Source organism: Psychroserpens luteolus, assembly GCF_021032705.1.
GTDB lineage: Bacteria > Bacteroidota > Bacteroidia > Flavobacteriales > Flavobacteriaceae > Psychroserpens > Psychroserpens luteolus.
In genome coordinates this window covers 137,504-153,151 of record NZ_JAHVXI010000004.1, presented here as the reverse complement: position 1 = coordinate 153,151, position 15,648 = coordinate 137,504, and the positions used below count along the sequence as shown (strand labels likewise).

The window sequence follows — 15,648 nt, the reverse complement described above, 5'->3', positions numbered from 1 at the left end:
TTTCTGTTATCTTTAACATTCATATAGTGTTGTTTATGTCATTAGACACCTTAGTTACACAATTTCAAAACAAAGACGAAAAAGCCTTTGAAAAGCTTTATACGATGTATAGTAATAGTATGCATGGTGTGATTTATAATATTGTGAGAGATCATGATATTGCTGAAGAGGTGATGCAAGATGTGTTTATTAAGGCATGGCATAGAGCCGATTCTTATAATTCTAGCAAAGGGCGTTTTTTTACGTGGCTTTTGAATATTGCTCGTAATGCAGCTATTGATAAAACACGATCTAAGGCCTTCAAGAATTCTGGCAAAAACCTCAATGCCGAATTTTTCGTAGATATTTTAGAAAGCTCTGAAAACCTGAATGATAAGATAGACGCTATTGGCATTACAAAATATGTAAAAGCACTTGGTGAAAAATGTAAAAAAATAATAGAGTTCTTGTACTTTAAAGGCTATACCCAAAAAGAAGCTGCCGAAGAACTCAATATCCCAATAGGAACGATTAAAACAAGAAATAGAAATTGCATCAAAGATTTAAGAGCTATGGTGCTAGAATAGTATGGATATAAAAGCTTACATAGATTCAGGAATACTGGAACAGTATGTCGCTGGTTCTCTTTCAGAACAAGAGAATAAGGAGATCTATACACTTATGCAAGAGCATCCAGAAATTCTTCAAGAAGTGTTAGAGATCGAAGCTGCTGTAATCGAACTCTCTTCTGCCATATCCCCTGGAGAAAACACTCAACTTTTACAACGCATTAAAGACCAGTTACGATTTGATAAGGATGATACCAAGGTCGTAAAGATGTCACAATCACAAACCAACTGGTTTGCTTACACAGGTTGGGCTGCTGCTTTAATTGTTGTTGCAGGACTGTTATGGACCATCAACCAGAAGCAACAATTGGAAACTCAGGTTTCCGATATGGATATTGAAAACCTCTATCTCGAACAACAAATAGAACAAGCCAAAACCGATTTGGCTGTAAAAGAGAACTTACTTAATATATTACGTGACAAAGATATTATCTCAATCCCATTAGGTGGTCAAGGCAATTTTGAAAGCAGCTATGCAAAAGTCTACTGGAATAAAACCGATAATACTATATATCTAGACGCTCAAGGCTTACCTCAAGCACCATCTGGAAAAGTATGGCAAGTCTGGTCACTAACCTTAAACCCATTAACACCAACTAGTTTAGGCACCATAGATAACTTTAACGACGACGATAATAAAATATTTACCATTGCTAATAACAATGAAAGTCAGGCATTTGGCATCACCTTAGAACCAACTGGTGGAAGCGATTCACCAACCATGGAACAACTCTATACCTTAGGTGTGGTGTCACAACCTTAAATGAAAAAGAAATTAGTTATTAAAGAGCATCAAACACAAATTTGATATTTTTTTACTGAAAATCAGGTGTTTATACGCATAACACCTTTACTATGATGTTGTAATTTTGGATATCATCAAAATATTTTAGTTATGTCAATTTCAAAAGAAGATGCTATTCAACAATTACAATCAAAAGAAGCACAAGAGTTATTACAACAACATCGCAAACAAGCAACATCTGGAACACCTGTATTAGCAAGTGCACACGATTTAGCTTATAAAGCTTATAAGCGTCCTTATGTAAATACTGGAGACAATGTATTAATAATTATTGCCAATGGTTGGTATTTCCCAACACCTGAAGTCAAACTTTATTTTGAACCTGTTCGTGGGAAATTTGAATACCAACTTATGCAAAACAACTCAAATGCTGGATTTAATTTAGCCACATACCATACTGCGCAATGGACTTCAGGATTAGGCATGGTAAATATTCCTAGTACAATCATTGTAGAAGATGCTAATGGAAAACATACTGTCACTGTAGAATCATACATTTAAGAATAACTATAACGCTCTCCCAACCAATTTATAATATCATGAAAACTGAAATCAAACACATTGTCTATTTAATGCTCGAAAACAGGTCATTAGACCAACTATTGGGATGGCTATATGATGAAAAAACCAAACCATTAATAAATAATATCCCTCCACAAGATAAGCCTACTTATAACGGGCTCAAAGAACACACTTATTTTAATTATGACAAATATGGCAATAAACATTTCGTCGTAAAAGGTGTTGACCATATGAATGTTCCTATTCATGATCCACATGAAAAGTACCAACATGTGAATGTGCAACTTTTTGATACGGCAGTCAACCAACCCTGTGGAAAAAAACCTCCAATGAGTGGATTTTATAAAGACTTTGCAAGTTATGATGATCAAGTACATCAAATTATGCAAACCTATACACCTAAAGACCTGCCTGTACTTAATGGCTTGGCAAAAGCCTTTAGTGTTTCTGATCATTACTTTTGCTCCGTACCTACACAAACCAACTGTAATCGTGCCTTTGCTGCAGCAGGAAATTCATTAGGCTATAATAACGATGACCAGTTAGAAGCTTTTGTAAATAATAGAAACTTTAGCCATATCCCGCCACATGCTGGTCAACCTGTTGGAAAACAGTTTAACCAAAAAACTATGTGGAATGTATTAAGTGATAATGGGTTTGATCAACCATCAGATTGGATGCATTATTATAGTCATGGTAGTTGGATAGAAGATTTTATAGGTGTTGAAGGCTATACGTATACCCGAGATATTATGACCCAATTGCAGCCTGAAATTTTCAATCCGCATTTTGATAAAATAGACGTCTTTTTTAAGCGCGCTAAAGCTGGCACCTTGCCAAAAGTTTGCTTTCTAGAACCCGAATGGGGATTAGAAATAACTGTTGACGACCATGATATTGGTATTAATGGAAACGATTACCATCCACCAACAAATTTAATTCCTGGTGAAACTTTTGTAAAAAAGATTTATGATCATTTGACATTTAATAAAGAGGCCTGGGCAAATACCTTGTTTATCATCAACTTCGATGAGCACGGTGGTACTTACGATCATGTAGGACCATCACCATGTGCTACAGAACCTTGGGCAAGTGATGGTACACCAATACCAGATAAAAAAGAAGAACACTTTAACTTCAAACGTTTTGGTGTACGTGTCCCTTTATTATTAATATCGCCACGTGTACAAGAATTCACAGTATTTCGAGCTGAAGGCCATACACCATATGATCACACTTCAGTAATAGCAACCATACTTAATATGTTTGGCATCCCAAAATCTAGTTGGGGTTTAGGTGCTAGAACAGCTAATGCGCCAACCTTTGAAAATGTCTTTGAAGGCAACCCTGTACGTAATGACATCCCAGTTGTAGAGGTGAACAAACATCCAAAGACTATTGAAGGCATTAAAAACACAACACCTCCAAACGATATACATTTACGAATGGCTCATAGTTTATTAGATCGTTTACTAAAAAAGGAAGATCTAAGCGACGAAGAGATTGATAAGCTTAATTTACCAAAATTGGCAGAAGCAGTAACAGTTAAGGATCTTGCAAAACGACTAAAAGCAGCTGTAACTGCTGTTAAAAACCGTTAAATCAATTTACAAATAAAGGTGTTGATTATCTATCATGGATTGTACGAAATGGGAAACGAGAAGATTTTTCTTTTTAGATAAATCTCTCACGAAAAACATCGTCATATATCTAACCGTGTACTAGATAAAAAGAAAACACTTACATCTAAAGTGTAAGTGTCTTCTATCAGTTCACTCTCTAACTATAAGGTAGGAGTTATTAAAACGTATTTACTAGTAATACATAATGGCTTTTTGTAGCTGTTTGTCTTTTGAAAACATTGGTTTAATAGTGTACTTGCTCTCTTTGTCAGGGGCAGGTACAAATTGCATTGGAGTCACTAAATCCTCAGGGAAAAATGTATCTGTACTAGTAGCAAATAACCTAAAAACACCAACATTAGTGTCTAAAAACATTTTATGCTTTTCGTTTCGTACTTTAAAATACCCTAGAAATGGATGCTTGTAGCTTCCCGTATATTTTTCCAAAGTAGAACGATCAAGTTTTATTGTTTTAGGCAAATTATAACTTGGTGTTAACCTAATTGTTGCTGCATCTTTTTTTACTGCTCCCGATTTTGCCTCAAGTATTTTTTCTACCAATTGTTTAATCTCACTTTCGCTTACATTTCTACCTTCATAAGTGTTCGCACGATGAACAACAACCAAGTCTGACTGAGGCAGTACTATAATTCTATGACCTCCTGAACCACTAGTATAATACATAGGCTCTCCTTTGATCCCTTTAGAAACCCACCACAGATAACCAAAACCTTCTCTATCGGCAAATCTTCCTAAATCTGAAGAGACTATCGACGTAGATTTCAATATCCAATTGGCTGGTACGACTTGTTTAGATTTCCATTTTCCGTTGTTGAGATATAACACTCCAAATCTTGCCATATCTCTAGTGGACATATTAAACAAATAAGCAGGATGTATAGATCGCTCTTTTTCATACCTTAAGAAAATATCACCTTGCCTAAAATCCTCCATTTCAATAGGTTCTGCAATCTGCTTAGCGAACGCTTTAGAAAATTCCTTTCCGCTTTGCTGTTCAAAAATAGTATGCAATACATTGAAGTCCCAGTTGTTATAATACCAATGTGCACCAGATGCATGACTCCCTCTTTCTGGCAGGTTTTTTTCCATTCCTCTTGGCGAATAAGATGACGGTAAGTAAACACCTGAACGCGCTGAAAGTAAATCTTCTATGGTCGCTTTTTTCTCTTCTGACGTTAAAGGATTTATATCATCTATACCCATCGATTGAAGTGTAGCATCTAAATTAAGTGTTCCTCTGTCTACATATATGCCGTAGAGTGCATTCATAAATGCTTTTCTTATTGAATGCACCATATATCTGCGCGTGATATCACCATGTGCAATGACCACTTTTCCGCTATGAACAACCATAAGTGCTGAACCTTGAGAATTATTGAATTGTTGACTTACCAAAGCTAGCTTTTCTTCAGAAAATCCCGCGTCTGTCACATTTTGATATTGTTCCCATTGACGTCCTGGTATTTGTGCCTGAACATCCACAGTAAAAAGAGATGTTAATAACACAATAATGATGATGAATTTGTTCGATTTAAGATTGATGAGTTTCATAATTAGCGATTTAAATGTTCTTCTTTTTTTTTATTGATCTTATAGAATAACAGTAATCCCAAACCTCCAAAGAGCAGAATTGAACCTGCATAAATTGCAGGGTTATCTACAGATGTTAAAATATATTCGTCTAACAGTAGTGCAATTAAAAACCCAAAACCTACACCTGTTAATAACATACCTGCACGTAATGTTTGCGGCATAAACTGATTGATTAAATAGGTCTTAGGATCAAGGTTTTTTTCTATTAAAGCCATCCTCTCCTTATGACGTGTATTTGTAATAATATAAAATAGAGATACGATGAGAATAACACTCGTTAGAAATAGTAAGGCAACAGCAAATAGTTTCATAATGTCAAAAAGATTAAATTAAAGGTGTTCTATAAGTAATGACGTTGTGCTAATCACTTTTGGTTACAATTAAAAAAATAAAAGTTGTAACCATTTAGCAATCTAAACACGTCATTTATAATATATCAATGACAGACGACCAACTATTAATAAAAAACATTATCGATTCGAACTCTCCAAGAGCGTATCGCGCGCTGGTTGAGAAGTATGAGCGTAGCGTATTTACTGTCTGTATAAAAATCTTGAGAAATCGAGAAGAGGCCGAAGAAGTAGCACAAGATGTTTTTATAAAAGGATTTAAATTGTTGAAAACGTTAAAAGATCATACCAAATTCCCCAATTGGATACTTAAAATTGCTTATACCAAAGCGATTGATCGCAAACGACTAAAGCAGATAAAAAAAACAGACATTAGCCAAGTAAACGAGGCCGTATACCAACAGTTAGAAACACCCTTTGTATTAACCAGTCTTGAGAATAGAAAAGAATTACTAACGAAAATCATTAATAAACTAGATACCCAAGAAGCGACAATTATAAGTTTATATTACTTACAAGATAGATCGGTAAAAGATATTTCAGAAATTACAGGAATGACAATAAGTAATGTAAAAGTAAAATTATACAGAGCTCGAAATTCTCTTAGGTTAATGATTAGTAGAGCATTTAAACATGAAATTAATGATCTTTTATAATTAAAAATGAAACATATAGACAGTAATACGTTGTGGCACTATTTGGTTGGAGACACAAGCCCTGACCAAACACTACTGGTAAAAAAGCACCTTGCCAATTGTAAAGATTGTATGCGAGAATTTGAGCTGCTTAGTCAAATTGAATCTACACTTTATAAAGTAGATGAAGACACGCCTTCTTTTGGATTTTCGGAAGCTGTAACGCTGAAAGTTGAAAACGAAATGACTTCGAAGCGTAAACATATATTTTCTGCTAAATTCCTTCCATATATGATCCTATGTGGATTTGTTTTAGCTATTCTTTCAACAATCATAGCAAGTATAGGGTTAGATATTGATCTTTCTTATGCGGAAAGTGTTTTAAACACAGAAACTGCATTATTAATACTTATAATTTGTAGTCTACTATGGGGATTTTATTTTATAGATAAAATCTGTAAGAAATTTTTTAATCCGATGCATTACGATCAGTCATACTAACTTATAAAACTAAAATCACCTATTATGAGTACTAAAGAAAACACCTACTCCAAAGAGCAGGTGCTTTCCACTAACAAAAAAACCCTGATATATCATAAGAGATCTATGATATACCTTTAAACCAATTCTATCTTATGTTAGTGTTCATCAATCAACTTCCCTAAATTAAAAGGTGTAACTTATTGCAAACGATATTATAGCATCTGTTTCATGAGAAAAGAAATACTCGTTAATAATTCCATTTGATTGTTCTAGAATTGGATCAATACTAAAACCATCATTATCCAGATTAAATATATTCTCAACAGACAAACTAAAATTAAATGTGTTGATAGCATAACTAATCCCAATGTCCAGATAATAAAACCCTGCATAGTCATAACGATTATCCTCATAAGGTAACTCCTCCTCTAGCCTTGTGTTAATGCTCAATGAAAACTCATCTTTTGTAAAACTCAATACTTGCAAATTGTACAAGTCAGTTCCTAGTTGAAAAAGACACGCCTCGTTTGAAGTTATAGGTTCTTCAAAATTAAAGTCCACCGCATTGGTCATCATAGTCTCAAAATCTAGTGGCATTGGTCGCAACTCCTGTGAAAACACACTAAGACTTAAACTAAATAATAAATATGTGATCCAAGTGGTCTTCATGGGTTATAGTTTCGTGATTTTAGACGTCATTGTTGGCCCTAATTCAAAGATGCTTGCTAATAGTTCCTTTTTTAGCGGCTCTAACTCTTTTTGCTTTCCAGCAGCTTTATAGATCTCAGCCACATGATATAAGGTTTCTGGTTCGAAGGTTTCTCCAATAATGTGCTTTTCTACAATGTTCAATGCAGCGCCTAAATTCCCATTATTAAAATAAGCCCAAGCCAATAGGTCATATGATTGTGGTGTTGGTCTATTATCAACTTCTATTTGAGCAATAGCTATGGTCTGTTCAAGGTTTATTTTTTTGTCAACATGTAGTAGTACATTGTACTTATTATACATATCTCCATAAGCTTCATCTTTCATAGCAGTTTTATACAAGCCAAGTTCTGCCTCACTCATGACACCACGTCCCATGTAATCTGCTATTTCAGCTTTCAGCAAATAATAATCTGGTGCTTTGTAAGATTGGGTTACGTCATTTAATATTCGCAACGCTTCTGCTGGATTCTTTTCGTGGGAATAAACAATCCAAGCGATTCCTTTTTTTGCGTATGCATTGTTTGGATCTAGTTCTAGAGCCTTTAAAAAATGCCGATAGGATTTATCGATCTCACCTGCATGACCATAAAAATCAGCTATATTGGTGTACGACCATTGTTTAAGGTGTTTTAAATTAGACGACTCTGCTATTCCCATCGCTTTTTCCATGTATTTGATAGCAGCATCTAAATTGCCTTTGTGATCACTCCATTTTGATAAACGAATGAGGTAATCGAAATCACTAAGGTTTTCAAATCGTTTTAAGTACGATTGTGCCTGTTTATAATTCCCTAATTCTAAGTATACATCAAACAGCATCTTTTGAGTCATTTGAAGGTTTTCTCCAAGCAACTCCGCTTTAATTAATAGCTCTAAAGCCTCTTTAAATTGGTGTTGTGAAATGTAATTATAAGCCAAGCCTCTTAAATAGGACGGGTTCCCATAGGTCGTAATTTCGTTTACCTCAAGTAATTTTTTTTCTGCCTTTTTTAAGTAGGCAACATCGCCTGTAGCTGAAAACAATTCGGTGTAGGTTGATGCCAATTTTCCCAAATATGGGAATTGGTTTGGTGCTTGCTCTAGTTTTTGAGACCAGAATAGTTCGTCTTGTTTAGCACGATCTACTGTTAGATTTTCTGTAGTAGCTAAATATACATCATAGTCATTGGCATCTGAGACTTTTGCTTCTGCAGTCTTTGCACAGTTAGTACATAGCATTAGTGTTAGTATCGTGATTAGATAAAGATGTTTATATTTCATTGGAATTGTATTTTGAGTTTATAATCAGTATAGTTTTGAAAGTAACTCTGAAATGGGCTTGTTATAGCCCATTTCAGAGTAAGGACTAATTCATTACCAAGGTGACGCTAGGTAAGGAAATGATGACAGAAATGGTTTATCATTAGCATCAACATTATCGTCTGTTAATCCAGGATTATCAGCTCCTGTTGGACCGCCAAAGATCAATAGTAATTCGGTTGAGATCACGTCATCTGCTAAAGTACGCCCTGTTAAAACATTCGTTCCGTCAAAAAATGTTGTCGTTCCTGTTAGAGATACAGTTAATACATCAGTTGCTAAAGCTCCTGTGAAGGCGGAAGCGTCAAAACCTAAAGCATTGGTTGTATAGCCTGGGTTCAAACTTAAAAGCTTAGCTTCAAATTTTGATTGAAAAGCAGCGCCTTGATTTGAAGGCACGGTTGTATTAAAAGTATTCTTATCGACCATCTCAACAAAAACCGTATTAATTGCAGGCCTAGCCATTTGATCTTGTTGAGCAAAGGTTCCAGTAAAGTTTGGACCTGTTGGACCTGTTGGACCGTTATCGTCATCATTACTACAATTGTAAGCAGAAAATGATACCAGTAATGCGATTGCTACTAATTTTATATTATTGAATTTCATGTGTTTTGATTTAAGTTATTTGTAATTATTGTTTTCTTTTTGATTCTACCCATACATTTACAGAATCACCTGATCCTAGCATAGATTTAGGAAGCTCCACTACAACGGCAAGTACATTTGTACCTTCAAAGGAATCTGATCCTGGACTGTTAAAACTCGTCGCATTCCCAGCAATGATTTCACTATACTGAGCGAAATCGAAAAAGAAGGGGTCATCACGCGGACCAGCAAAAAAGGTCATTCCATTGTTAGCCTCGACAACAGCGCTTCCTCCATATGCTGTGATATCAACCTCATTACGTATGGCAGTATCTGCCAAAATAGTACTATTTAATCCAGATTGCGAAGGTGCTATTGGCCCAAAGAAATACATCTTACCATCTCTAGGTATGGCTTGGATCACTAAATCTTCAACGGCATCACCATCATTATCAACATTAAACTCTAGCAACACATTTTCATCAAATGATGCACCAGCAGTACTTGCAGGGCTTAGCATTCCTTGTACAGTTGCAGCTAATACTATATTATTAGTGTTTTGCCCTTGAAAAGCATAAACATCAGCAATATCACTTGTACCGCCAATAACCGCAGGAGCATCAATATGATCGGCTGCGATTGTAAAAAAGCCAGCAATAGTTAATACTGCAGCTCCAATTAAAATTTTTGATTTTTTCATAATAAATGAGATTTTGTTAATTGTTTATTTGTCTCTCTTCTACCTACGAGAAAATCACAAAGCGGGTTTTGTTAAAATTTTGTTAACCTAAAAAAGCACGAGATTATTAAAAGAAAAAACTAACTTTACGCTATCTAAAATTGAAGAAATGAACCCATCTTCCAGTGGTTGGATTGAAAAATTTTGCTCTCAAATTTCTAAAAAGGGTATTCCTTTTGAGAACTACACCAAACTATATGTTAGTTTAAAAAACTATGGTTTTATCTATGGTGTTAATGTAAGTCTTACTGATAAAATTGAGAAGATTCATAACTATTCTGAAGATGAATTAGCTAAAGTAAATCTCATCACAGGCTTATATCATATCTATCATTTTCATAAGCCTACATTTACAGCAAAAGAATTTATCAAAGATCTACTAGGTTTTTATAAAGCCTTGGAGGTTGCTGATCTATCACTTTGGGACAAATTGGTGATTGGCAAAAGTGATCATTCAATGTTGGAGCGCCTTATTCATGATCGTATTCAAATTGATGATAACATCTTAACGCGGAATTTTAACAAATCAATCACCAACTCACTTTTATTTGTTGATGTATTAACCTTTGATAAGTATTTATTAGAACAGATCGATCCAAAGGCCTATGCCGCAAATTTGGAGAGCATCATTGTTGGAACCTTGTATCAATCTTTAAATTCGAAAAGCAAGATTACCGATTATGACAAAGAGATTATTGATATTTTTGAATCGTCTACCTCTTTCCTTGAAGATGATGATACTGATATTGAAGACCTCATCTACGATATTGATTACAATATCAACTTCAATGAAAAAAAATATCTTATCGACCTCATGTGTTTGTCGGTTTGGGATGATGAGATCTTAGAAAAATCAGAATATCAGTTTTTAAAACAATTGGCAAAACTCTTGACGATAGAGCTTTCCGAATTACAGGATTCTATTTTATGTGTCTCTAAATTTCATGATAAACATAAAAAGGAAGTCATGTTATTTTTGCAGACCAATCCAATCAGTAACTTCTATGAGAATTCATCACAATTGGTAAATAAATTAATTAGACGTAACAGCAAACGTTTGGTTAAAGAGATGAAACAAAGTAAGGATTTAATGCGTCTGATTACAAAATCCACACATTCAGATCTCAGTAAAGAAGAGCAAAAACAGATGCAAGATCAGCTTCTCGATATTTTAAAAACAGTTCCAAGCTTGGCTATTTTTATGCTACCAGGAGGTGCGATACTATTGCCTTTATTTGCCAAACTGATTCCTAATTTGTTACCATCAGCGTTTGACGATAATCGTATCGAAGATTAATATTACTGCTTGATAAATCGCAAGTTCGCCTGTCCTTCATCAGTCTTAATTAACATAAAATAAACTCCCGTTTTTAAATCTTTAGTTGAAACGCTCGTACTTTGAACATTTCCTATTTCCGAAGATAATATAATGCGTCCGCTTATGTCCACAATTGTATAATGCCCTGATTGCGCTGAAGCAAATGTTACATTAAAAACAGAGGTTGCTGGGTTTGGATAGGCTTTTATAGAATTTAAAAACGAATGGTTGGTTGACAATGTTGCCGACGATGACGACTCACTAACTACCGTATTATTTAAAACCCCATCTATAGAGTAAGCTGAAATTCTAAACCACACGTTATCACCTTCAGAAATACTAGGGTTTTGCCATAAATATGAAGGAGTGATTAGTGCTGTAGCGATAGGGTTAAAACTGTTTTGATTATCTATACTATATTCTAGGTCGTAAAAAATTGGACGACCATCATCTGGATTATTGAGGGTCCAAGTAATTGGCATTGACGTATCATAAATTCCTGAAGATGGTGATGTAATGGTCACATCCGGATCTTCGTAATCATGAAGCAACTCTGCAAAACCAATCCCTGTAACAGACACACCATTTACGGTTCCTGTTATTGAGGTGGCACCTTCAAAAAACCGAAATGGTAATTGTACTTCGGTATTGTCATGTAAGGTTGTGATTATAAGATCTAAATTATTCACAACAGAGGTCAATCGCCATTGTTTTGAATAACACTGTTCACCATCTGGCATACAATTGAATGCCAATCGTTCAATCTGAAAATCGTCTGTCGTGTATTGCGTGTTTTCATCAACGTAAGCCGACAAAATCTTGTATTTGTCATTATCTGGAATCAATCGGTCTGGTGTAAAGATATTCCATAGATTTAAGTCCATACCATTAGATAATTGCATGCTAAACCATTCATATTTCTCACCTGTTAACGGATTAAAATTCCCATATTGTCTATCAATCCAACCCGTTCCAACCACTGTCTCTGTAGTTCCGTTAAATGTAATCGAACCTGTAATTTCATTCATCGTTTGCGAATAATAGTAGGTATAATTGCTTTGACCTTGAAGTAAATAACCATCATCGCCCAAAATTAATGGACGTTTTAAAGTTTCAAATTCAATATCTAAACCAGCATTGGTCGTTGATGCAAAGAGTTCATACTCAAAAGGAATAGGTGTATTACTCATATCCTCTTTATTACGCCAAAATTCTGTTCCGGCTAAAAAAACCGAAGCTTCAATATCGAAACCAGTAGCAGATAGTGTCGTATAATTTAAAGGCTTTACATCTTGAAGGAATATCCCAGTATCATCATCGGTGATATTTAAAATCCGGAATCCGTCAAACCCAGCCTGTGGATAATGAAAAAAAGTGTACATAAAGCTATAGCTCTTGCCAGATGTTTGTCCAACAACATGGCCTGCTGAATACCACCATTCTATAGGTTCGGCTGTATGACGACCTTCATCTACTGGAAATGCAACTTGACCTGCTGGTGCGTAAGGATATATTTTCCAATCCTGAGCAAAACTAAGCGTACAAATTACGCACAAAATTGATAATAGACTGATTTTAAGTTTCATAGCTAAATTTTTGTTTCTGAAAACTATAACTTTGGAGATACAAGGACAAATATTTCAGCTAACATGTAATTTTTAGAGTTTTAAGTGTAAAAAAGAGTAACATTTTTGTGCAAAAAACGTCCAACAATTGATATTAAAATGAGACGTTATGACCAAACCATCCTTTTTAAAGCAAAATGCAATCGCCTTTTTAATTCCCTTCACTCTCCTATTGGCATTAGTAATCACTTTAAATTCGGGCGCATTTTCAACGCATCAAAGTCAACTATCTGTATTTATAACTATAGATTTCATTGTGACCATTCCATTTATCTATTTCTTATTAATTAGAAAGCGTCAAATCTCAAATCTTACAATAGCTCCTTTTCTCATACTTTGCGTGGTAGTGGCTTCGTATACTATTCCAACTGCAAATCAAGACACCTTAGATTTAGTTAAGACCTGGCTAATACCTATCATAGAGCTAAGCGTTTTCTCTATTGTAATTTTAAAGGTTAGAAAAGCTATACGATACTATAGTTCCTTATCCAAACAACAATCTGACTTTTATAATATTCTAAAAAAGACTTGTGCTTCAATATTTCCAGAAGGAGCTGCAAAGTTAGTCGCTAATGAGATTGCTCTTATTTATTATGGTTTTTTCAATTTTAAAAAAATAAGATTAAAAGCCAATGAATTTTCTAATTATAAAGATTCGGGAATCTTAACCACCTTAAGTGCGTTCATTTTTGTAATTGGAATAGAAATGACAGTAGTTCATTTACTTGTTATAAGATGGAGTCCAGTGTTTGCTTGGATACTTACAGGGTTAAGCTTTTACTCTGCTTTACAACTCATTGGTATTATTCGATCTGTACCTAAGCGACCTCTTGTTATTAATAATGATTATCTACATTTACGATTTGGTATTTTAAGTGATACAACAATCCCTATTGAGGCTATAAAAACTATTGACTTCGTTGGCTCCTCAGCTATTGACAAAAAAAATAAAGAGACGAAGACATTATCGCTGTTAGGTGAAATGGAAAATAGCAACATTATTATTCACTTAAAAACACCTCAGCATTTAAATTTTCTCTACGGAAAACCAAAATCTTATACGACATTATTGCTTTCTGTAGACGATAAACACACATTTAAAACCGAAATAGAGCAACTGATCATAAGATAAACTAATATGGAATTACAAAACTACTATCAGCTACTCAACATTGAGAAAACGGCAGATTTAGAAACGATTAAAAGAGCATTTCGTCAAGAGATTGCCATGTATCACCCAGACAAGAATTCATCTGAAGGTGCTAGAGCTCGTTTTGAACTCTTAGTAGAAGGCTTTAATATCTTGTCCAATACAAAAAAGCGTGAGGCCTATGATCGTATGCTTAATACTTCGGAAACCAATAAACCTATGGTAATTGCGCCTAAAGCAGAACAGCAATATCAAGAGTGGAAAGCGGAGTCCAAGAAAAAATCTAAAGAGTATTGGAACACTTCCCTTGCAGAATTATTGTTGCTCGACATTTTTTTAGAAACAGAATTACTTGGCGGTCTGCTCTCTGGTACAGAAGATCTATTAGACGGACTAGGTGACTCTCTAGGAGATATTTTCGATATATTTTAAGACAACCATTCTTTAAAATCTTTTACGCGCTCTCTAGCTACAATAACCTCTTGGTCATTAAATGTATTTAATTTAATCTGAAGTCTAGAGTTGGTATAACTTACCATATCATTGATTGCATTAATATTAACGTAGAACTTTCGACTAATTCTAAAAAATTTATGTGGCTCTAGTTCATCTTCTAATTGTTCAAGTGTTGTATCTAATAAATAGTTTCTTCCTTCAGAAGTATAAGCATAAGTCCCTTTATTTTCACTATAAAAACATTCGATATCATCAATATTAACCAGTTTTAAATGCTGACCAACTTTTACCGAAAAACGCTTTTTATATTCTCGTTCTATAGGATTGACCAATAGCTTTTTAATATCATTAAAATCTAAAGTAACCGATTGCTGTTTTGGTGTGCGATTCTTATACTTTGACACGGCTTTAGCCAAGTCATCCTCATCGATGGGTTTTAATAAATAATCTATACTATTAAGTTTAAAAGCTTGCAAAGCATATTCATCATAGGCTGTAGTAAATATAACTGCCGAATTAATATCTATCGTTTCAAAGATTTCGAACGATAAGCCATCACTGAGTTGAATATCTAAAAATATAAGATCTGGATGCTCATTGTTTTGAAACCAATCTATGGATTCTTCAACAGAGTGCAGCATGGTATGAGCTTCAATTTGCAATTCTGCTAGCATTCGTTGTAAACGTCTTGCCGATGGTTTTTCGTCTTCTATGATGATGATATTCATTAACCTTAAATTTATTTAATTTTTGTTTTAAACTTACAAAGTCACTTAAAGGTTTTATTCCCAAAAAGTGGTCTCAACTTCCTCCTTTTCTTCCTTTAGAAACTTATCTATTTTTTTTTCGTCCCAACTTTTCTTAAAAAGAAATCTACCTTTAAAAACACGCCATGCATGTATCCCAATAAATAGTGTCCATAACACTAACACCGAAACATTTAATGCTGTAATATTACTAGTATATGGTCCATCTTCAATAATGTAAAAATTATATGAAATGAGCGCGACAACTATAATATATAGCACTAAATGCAAGTAGAATATTTTAATGCGTTCGACTTTTTCCTTCGCTTTTATGAATTGCTTTTGTTGGTCTTTTTTTAATTTCATAACTATATAATTAC

18 protein-coding genes are annotated in these 15,648 nt (G+C 34.4%); 9 read left to right on the top strand and 9 right to left on the bottom strand.

The annotated features are described in order from the left end of the window. Positions 1 to 35 precede the first annotated feature (35 nt). From KWG70_RS11670 to KWG70_RS11655, 4 genes are all read left to right on the top strand, one after another. Entirely contained in the window at positions 36 to 566 is a 531-nt protein-coding gene (locus tag KWG70_RS11670) for an RNA polymerase sigma factor (RefSeq protein WP_230936213.1), read from the top strand. Between the two features lies 1 nt (position 567). Beyond that, entirely contained in the window at positions 568 to 1,371 is an 804-nt protein-coding gene (locus KWG70_RS11665; protein WP_230936212.1) for an anti-sigma factor, read from the top strand. A 132-nt stretch (positions 1,372 to 1,503) separates the two neighbouring features. Then, a complete protein-coding gene (locus tag KWG70_RS11660; RefSeq protein ID WP_230936211.1) occupies positions 1,504 to 1,914 on the top strand; it encodes a hypothetical protein in 411 nt (136 codons plus the stop codon). Positions 1,915 to 1,952: 38 nt separating this feature from the next. Beyond that, positions 1,953 to 3,536, top strand: a complete 1,584-nt coding sequence (locus tag KWG70_RS11655; protein ID WP_230936210.1) for an alkaline phosphatase family protein — start codon at positions 1,953 to 1,955, stop codon at positions 3,534 to 3,536. Positions 3,537 to 3,749: 213 nt separating this feature from the next. Here KWG70_RS11655 and KWG70_RS11650 read toward each other — a convergent pair whose 3' ends face one another. Continuing rightward, on the bottom strand, positions 3,750 to 5,129 hold the full coding sequence (locus tag KWG70_RS11650; protein ID WP_230936209.1) for a serine hydrolase: 1,380 nt from the start codon (positions 5,127 to 5,129) through the stop codon (positions 3,750 to 3,752). Positions 5,130 to 5,131: 2 nt separating this feature from the next. After that, positions 5,132 to 5,482 (bottom strand): DUF6249 domain-containing protein, encoded by a 351-nt coding sequence (locus KWG70_RS11645; protein WP_230936208.1) that lies wholly within the window; start codon positions 5,480 to 5,482, stop codon positions 5,132 to 5,134. A gap of 128 nt (positions 5,483 to 5,610) precedes the next feature. On the opposite strand from KWG70_RS11645, the gene KWG70_RS11640 reads away from it, so the two are divergent. Both KWG70_RS11640 and KWG70_RS11635 read left to right on the top strand, forming a co-directional pair. Beyond that, positions 5,611 to 6,177, top strand: a complete 567-nt coding sequence (locus KWG70_RS11640; protein ID WP_230936207.1) for an RNA polymerase sigma factor — start codon at positions 5,611 to 5,613, stop codon at positions 6,175 to 6,177. Positions 6,178 to 6,183: 6 nt separating this feature from the next. After that, entirely contained in the window at positions 6,184 to 6,657 is a 474-nt protein-coding gene (locus KWG70_RS11635) for a zf-HC2 domain-containing protein (RefSeq protein WP_230936206.1), read from the top strand. Between the two features lie 165 nt (positions 6,658 to 6,822). On the opposite strand, the gene KWG70_RS11630 is transcribed toward KWG70_RS11635, so the two are convergent. From KWG70_RS11630 to KWG70_RS11615, 4 genes are all read right to left on the bottom strand, one after another. Beyond that, the gene (locus tag KWG70_RS11630) at positions 6,823 to 7,308 is read right to left on the bottom strand and encodes a hypothetical protein (protein WP_230936205.1); all 486 of its coding nucleotides are present in this window, start codon (positions 7,306 to 7,308) and stop codon (positions 6,823 to 6,825) included. A gap of 3 nt (positions 7,309 to 7,311) precedes the next feature. Next, complete coding sequence (locus KWG70_RS11625; RefSeq protein ID WP_230936204.1) at positions 7,312 to 8,610, bottom strand: tetratricopeptide repeat protein; 1,299 nt, start codon at positions 8,608 to 8,610, stop codon at positions 7,312 to 7,314. 93 nt (positions 8,611 to 8,703) lie between these two features. Then, positions 8,704 to 9,255: a DUF4331 family protein gene (locus KWG70_RS11620; RefSeq protein ID WP_230936203.1), complete on the bottom strand. Its 552-nt coding sequence runs from the start codon at positions 9,253 to 9,255 to the stop codon at positions 8,704 to 8,706. Between the two features lie 25 nt (positions 9,256 to 9,280). Further along, a complete protein-coding gene (locus KWG70_RS11615) occupies positions 9,281 to 9,934 on the bottom strand; it encodes a DUF4331 family protein (protein WP_230936202.1) in 654 nt (217 codons plus the stop codon). A gap of 148 nt (positions 9,935 to 10,082) precedes the next feature. Here KWG70_RS11615 and KWG70_RS11610 point away from each other — a divergent pair, with 148 nt between their 5' ends. After that, positions 10,083 to 11,270: an LETM1-related biofilm-associated protein gene (locus KWG70_RS11610; protein WP_230936201.1), complete on the top strand. Its 1,188-nt coding sequence runs from the start codon at positions 10,083 to 10,085 to the stop codon at positions 11,268 to 11,270. A 2-nt stretch (positions 11,271 to 11,272) separates the two neighbouring features. Here the strand turns inward: KWG70_RS11610 and KWG70_RS11605 are convergent, their stop codons facing one another. Beyond that, positions 11,273 to 12,877 carry a lipocalin-like domain-containing protein gene (locus tag KWG70_RS11605; protein WP_230936200.1) on the bottom strand — a complete coding sequence of 535 codons (1,605 nt, stop codon included), beginning with the start codon at positions 12,875 to 12,877 and terminating at the stop codon, positions 11,273 to 11,275. A 148-nt stretch (positions 12,878 to 13,025) separates the two neighbouring features. Between KWG70_RS11605 and KWG70_RS11600 the strand changes: the two genes are divergently transcribed. Together KWG70_RS11600 and KWG70_RS11595 are read left to right on the top strand one after the other, a co-directional pair. Next, entirely contained in the window at positions 13,026 to 14,048 is a 1,023-nt protein-coding gene (locus KWG70_RS11600) for a hypothetical protein (RefSeq protein WP_230936199.1), read from the top strand. A 6-nt stretch (positions 14,049 to 14,054) separates the two neighbouring features. Further along, entirely contained in the window at positions 14,055 to 14,498 is a 444-nt protein-coding gene (locus tag KWG70_RS11595; protein ID WP_230936198.1) for a J domain-containing protein, read from the top strand. Here the strand turns inward: KWG70_RS11595 and KWG70_RS11590 are convergent. Together KWG70_RS11590 and KWG70_RS11585 are read right to left on the bottom strand one after the other, a co-directional pair. Further along, positions 14,495 to 15,250 (bottom strand): LytR/AlgR family response regulator transcription factor, encoded by a 756-nt coding sequence (locus KWG70_RS11590; protein ID WP_230936197.1) that lies wholly within the window; start codon positions 15,248 to 15,250, stop codon positions 14,495 to 14,497. The two genes, KWG70_RS11595 and KWG70_RS11590, sit on opposite strands and share 4 nt — an antisense overlap. Before the next feature lie 54 nt (positions 15,251 to 15,304). Next, positions 15,305 to 15,634, bottom strand: a complete 330-nt coding sequence (locus KWG70_RS11585; protein ID WP_230936196.1) for a 2TM domain-containing protein — start codon at positions 15,632 to 15,634, stop codon at positions 15,305 to 15,307. Positions 15,635 to 15,648 lie beyond the last annotated feature (14 nt).